5 protein-coding genes are annotated in these 4,856 nt (G+C 73.4%); 4 read left to right on the top strand and 1 reads right to left on the bottom strand.

From position 1 onward, the window contains the following. Positions 1-728 (top strand): response regulator (locus tag E1298_RS44105; RefSeq protein ID WP_341770706.1); only part of this gene is annotated, 728 nt, incomplete at its 5' end. 66 nt (positions 729-794) lie between these two features. On the opposite strand, the gene moeZ is transcribed toward E1298_RS44105, so the two are convergent. Further along, a complete protein-coding gene (moeZ, locus tag E1298_RS44100; RefSeq protein WP_131903335.1) occupies positions 795-1,976 on the bottom strand; it encodes an adenylyltransferase/sulfurtransferase MoeZ in 1,182 nt (393 codons plus the stop codon). Between the two features lie 199 nt (positions 1,977-2,175). On the opposite strand from moeZ, the gene E1298_RS44095 reads away from it, so the two are divergent. From E1298_RS44095 to E1298_RS44080, 3 genes are all read left to right on the top strand, one after another. Beyond that, positions 2,176-2,370, top strand: a complete 195-nt coding sequence (locus E1298_RS44095) for a CsbD family protein (RefSeq protein WP_131903334.1) — start codon at positions 2,176-2,178, stop codon at positions 2,368-2,370. A gap of 445 nt (positions 2,371-2,815) precedes the next feature. Then, positions 2,816-3,562, top strand: coding sequence for a hypothetical protein (locus E1298_RS44085; RefSeq protein ID WP_131903333.1), 747 nt, complete (start codon positions 2,816-2,818; stop codon positions 3,560-3,562). Continuing rightward, a partial coding sequence (locus E1298_RS44080) for a S8 family serine peptidase (protein WP_131903332.1) occupies positions 3,556-4,856 on the top strand: 1,301 nt, incomplete at its 3' end. The genes E1298_RS44085 and E1298_RS44080, both read left to right, overlap by 7 nt.

The following is a 4,856-nucleotide window of genomic DNA, read 5'->3' as shown; positions in this document are numbered from 1 at the left end:
GAGCCGCCCGAGCCGTTGGGAGGCGGCGAGCCGCTCGCGGAGGCCGGGCCGTCCGGGAGGGCGGCGTGATCCGCGTCCTGCTGGTCGACGACCAGCACCTGGTGCGGATGGGGCTGCGGATGCTCTGCGAGTCGGCGCCCGACCTGGAGGTCGTCGGGGAGGCCGGCGACGGGCGGGACGCGCCGCGCCTGGTCGAGGAGCTGCTCCCGGACGTCGTCCTGATGGACCTGCGGATGCCCGGCGTGGACGGGACCACCGCCACGCGCCGGATCGTGGCGGCCCGGCCGTCCGCGCGGGTCGTCGTGCTGACGACGTTCGACGACGACGATCACCTCTACCCCGCGCTCGCCGCCGGGGCGTTCGGCTTCATGGTGAAGGACGCGCCGCCGCCGGAGCTGCTGCGCGCGATCCGCATGGCGGCCGACGGCGAGGCCCCCTACAGCCGGGACGTCCTCGCGCGGCTCGTCGGGCAGGCGGTGCGCGCCCGCGCCGAGGGGGCGGCGGACCCCGCGTCCCCGCCGTCCGGCCCGGCCGGGCTGACCGCCCGGGAGGAGGAGGTCCTGCGCCTGGTGGGCGCCGGGCTGTCCAACCGGGAGATCGGCGACCGGCTGCACCTCGGCGTCACCACGGTGAAGACCCATGTCGCGAACCTGATGCGCAAGACCGGCTGCCCGAACCGCATCCGGCTCGCGGTGCTGGCCGTGCAGACGGGCGTGACGCCCGGCTGAGACATGCGAAGACCCCCGGGCCCGCGAGGGCGGCCGGGGGTCTCGCTCAGCCGATGGCCGGGCCCGTCAGTAGGACGGCAGGCTCGGGTCGATCTGGTTCACCCAGGCCAGGACGCCGCCGCCGACGTGCACCGCGTCGCCGAACCCGGCGTTCTTGACCACGGCCAGCGCCTCCGCCGACCGCACGCCCGACTTGCAGTGCAGGACGATCTTCCTGTCCTGCGGGAGCCGCTCCAGCGCCGACCCGTTCAGGAACTCGCCCTTCGGGATCAGCGTCGCCCCGGGGATCGAGACGATCTCGTACTCGTTGGGCTCGCGCACGTCCACCAGGAAGATGGCGTCGCCGCGGTCCTGCATGCCCTTGAGGTCCTGGACGGTGATCGTGGACTCCTTGGCGGCCTCGGCGGCCTCGTCCGACACCGCGCCGCAGAACGCCTCGTAGTCCTCCAGCAGCTCGGTCTGCGTCGGGTTCTTGCCGCACAGCGGGCACTCCGGGTCCTTGCGGACCTTGACCGTCCGGTACGTCATCTCCAGCGCGTCGTAGATCATCAGCCGGCCGACGAGCGGCTCGCCGATGCCGGCGAGGAGCTTGATGGCCTCGTTCACCTGGATCGAGCCGATCGACGCGCACAGCACGCCGAGCACCCCGCCCTCGGCGCACGACGGCACCATGCCGGGCGGCGGCGGCTCGGGGTACAGGCAGCGGTAGCAGGGGCCGTGCTCGGCCCAGAACACCGACGCCTGCCCGTCGAACCGGTAGATCGACCCCCACACGTACGGCTTGCCGAGCAGCACGGCCGCGTCGTTCACCATGTAGCGGGTCGCGAAGTTGTCGGTCCCGTCGACGATCAGGTCGTACCGGCCGAAGATGTCCATGATGTTGTCGCGGTCGAGCGCGGTGTTGTGCACCACGACCTCGATCAGCGGGTTGATCTCGCGGACGGTCGCCGCCGCCGACTCCGCCTTCGGCTTGCCGAGGGAGGACTGCCGGTGGATGACCTGGCGCTGCAGGTTCGACTCGTCCACGACGTCGAAGTCGATGACGCCGAGCGTCCCGACGCCGGCGGCGGCCAGGTACATCAGCGCCGGCGAGCCGAGACCCCCCGCGCCGACGACCAGGACCCGGGCGTTCTTGAGGCGCTTCTGCCCGGACATGCCCACATCCGGGATGATCAGGTGCCGCGAGTAGCGGTTGACCTCGTCGCGGGTGAGCTCCGACGCGGGCTCGACCAGAGGTGGCAACGACACGGTGGGTGCTCCTGTGCTGACGCTCGGCTGTTAGGGGGCGGGACGCCATCGTCCTCTCACGGCACAACCTTGCCATGTCGAGGGGCATTCCCGGACGGCGGCGCCCGGGACCGCGCGGATCGCGCGGATCGTGCCCGCATACATCGGGACTGTGCGGGCATCGGTCCGCTCGTACGGCATTCGTACGGGAGAAGGAGCCATGAGCATCCTCGACAAGTTGAAGAACAAGGCCCAGAAGGCCAAGGGGCGGGGCAAGGAGGAGGCCGGATACCAGACCGGTGACCCCCGCCTGGAGGCCGAGGGGCGCAAGGACCGTGCCGCCGGCGGCGCCAAGCAGGTCGGTGAGCAGGCCAAGGACACCGCGAAGGAGGCCCGCCGGACCTTCGAGCGGTGACCGGCCTGCGACGGCAAGACAGGGAAGGGCCCCTCTTCGCGAGGGGCCCTTTTTCCTGCCGCCGCCCTTCCTGACTCGCCGCCCTGACTCAATAACGAGGGCGGAATGTCGGCAAGCAGAGTTAATCTTGTTTGTTGTGGCATTCCTGCCCTCCTCCCAGCAGCCGCCGTTCTCGTCCGGCTCCTCCGGCGGCCCGCCCAGCGGCCCGTCCGGCGGTCCGGCCTTCGCTCCGCCCGATGGGCCGTCCGGCTCGCCGGGCCCACCAGGCCCTTCAGGCACACCAGGACCTCCAGGCCCATCTGGTCCGCCTGGCCCACCGGGTCAGGCCGGCCCGCCCGGGCAAACGGGTCAGTTCAGGCAAACGGGTCAATTCGTCCAGCCAAGTCAGTTCGGCCGGTTCGGCCGGCCGCTCGGTGCCGCGCCCGCGGGTCCCACGCCCGCGGGCGTGACCGTGCTGGGCCTGCGCGGCCGCCAGTGGATGGTCGTGGCCCTCGTCGTCGGCTGCTGCTACCTGGTCACCAGCGGGATCGCCCTCACCGGCGCCTGGACCACCCTCAACCGCGACCCCACGAACGCCGAGCTCCAGCGCGCCGCGAACGCCGAGGTCGCGCGCCGCTGGGAGGCGTGGCCCGCGAGCCGCGTCTTCCCCGGGCAGCTCAGCTACAGCATGGACGACGAGCACAGCGAGTACGCCGAGAGGACCGGCATCGTGCCCGACGGCGGCTGCGAGCAGGGCGTCGACTCCGAGCTCGCGACGACCCTGCGCAAGCACGGCTGCAAGGCGGTGCTGCGCGCCACCTACGTCGACCAGCTCCAGGGCATCGTCACCACCGTGGGCGTGCTGGTCTTCCCCGATCCCTGGCAGGCCGACAAGGCGTACAAGGAGCTTCCCGACTCCCACGGCCCCGACGGGACCGGCACCGTCCGGCCCGCCCTCCGCGCGGCGGCGTTCCCCGGGACGGCCGCCGCACGGTTCACCGACGCGGCCCGCCAGGACCGCACGTCCGACCGCGGCGGCCCGTACGTGGTGCTGACCACCTCCGGCCAGTCCGACGGCCGTCCCGCGGCGGCCATCACCAAGGAGCGCCCCGGGGAGCCCTTCGCCATGGCGCCCCAGATCGGCCACGCCATCGCGCGCTCGCTGTCCGTCCGGGCCCTGCCCGACTGCTCCAAGAGCGAGTGGCGATGCTGACGGGCGCGCGCAGGACGGCGGCGGTCCTCGCGGCGGCGCTCGCCGGCGCGTGGCTGCCGCTCGTCCAGGCCCCGGCGCACGCCGACGAGGTCCGCGACCGGCAGCGCCCGATGCTGAACGCCCTCGGCATGGACGCCGCCTGGAAGATCACCCGCGGCCGCGGCGTGACCGTGGCCGTCGTCGACTCCGGCGTCGACCCGGGCCAGCCGGACATCGCGGGCTCGGTCACCACCGGCCCCAACATGCTCGCCGCCATCGACGCCGGCTCCAAGCCCGCGCGGCTGCACGGCACCGGGATGGCCTCGCTGATCGCCGGGCACGGGCACGGCCCCGGGCGCCGCGCCGGGGTCATCGGCCTGGCCCCTGAGGCCCGCATCCTCGCGATCCGCGTGATCGCCGAGAAGGAGGACGCGGGCTTCGTCCGCTTCCGGACCGACGAGCGGGCCGAGGACGCGGTGGCCCGCGGCATCCGCTACGCCGCCGACCGCGGCGTCGACGTCATCAACCTCTCGCTCGGCAAGGACGACGAGATCGCCGCCGAGCGCGAGGCCATCGGCTACGCCATCGGCAAGGGCGCCGTCGTGGTCGCGGCCGTCGGCAACGACGGCGACAAGCAGCGCCTGCTCGACGGCGACGGGTTCGCGCCCTACTCCTACCCGGCGTCCTACCCGGGCGTCATCGCGGTCGCGGCGACGGTCCCGTCCCACACCCGCGCGCCCTTCTCCAACCGCAACTTCTCGGTGCTGCTCTCCGCGCCCGGCGCGGGCCTGCCCGTCGCGGGACCCGGCGGCGACTACTTCCTGAGCAGCGGCACCAGCGACTCCAGCGCCCTCGTCTCCGGGATCGCCGCGCTCATCCGCGCCAAGCACCCCAAGCTGCCTCCCGCGCTGGTCTCCCAGGCCCTCGTGGCCGGGACCCGCTTCGGTCCCGGCGGCAAGTACGACCCCGAGATCGGCTTCGGCGAGGTCAACGCCGAGCGCGCCCTCACGGCGGCGGAAGAGTTGACGTCCGCTCCGTCCGGCGAGGCGGCGGGCAAACCGGCCCGCCAGCGCTTCGGGAAGGACGATCCCGGGCCGGTCACCATCATCGACCGCCCCGCCTGGGTCCGTCCCCTGATCGTCGCGATCCTCTTCATCGGCGTGGTCGGCACCGTGGCCGCCTCGGCGATCTCCATCGCCTTCGCCCGCCGCCACCCCCGCGCCGCCGTCGCGGGCGGCCCGCCGTTCCCCTTCCGCGCCGGTCCGCCACCGGGCCGGCCGGGCGCGCCAGGCCAGTTCGGCCAGTTCGGTCAGCC

This window comes from Actinomadura rubrisoli (genome assembly GCF_004349215.1).
Taxonomy (GTDB): Bacteria; Actinomycetota; Actinomycetes; order Streptosporangiales; family Streptosporangiaceae; genus Spirillospora; species Spirillospora rubrisoli.
Note: the sequence above shows the minus strand (reverse complement) of the source record. Positions and strands in the feature narration are given on the sequence as shown.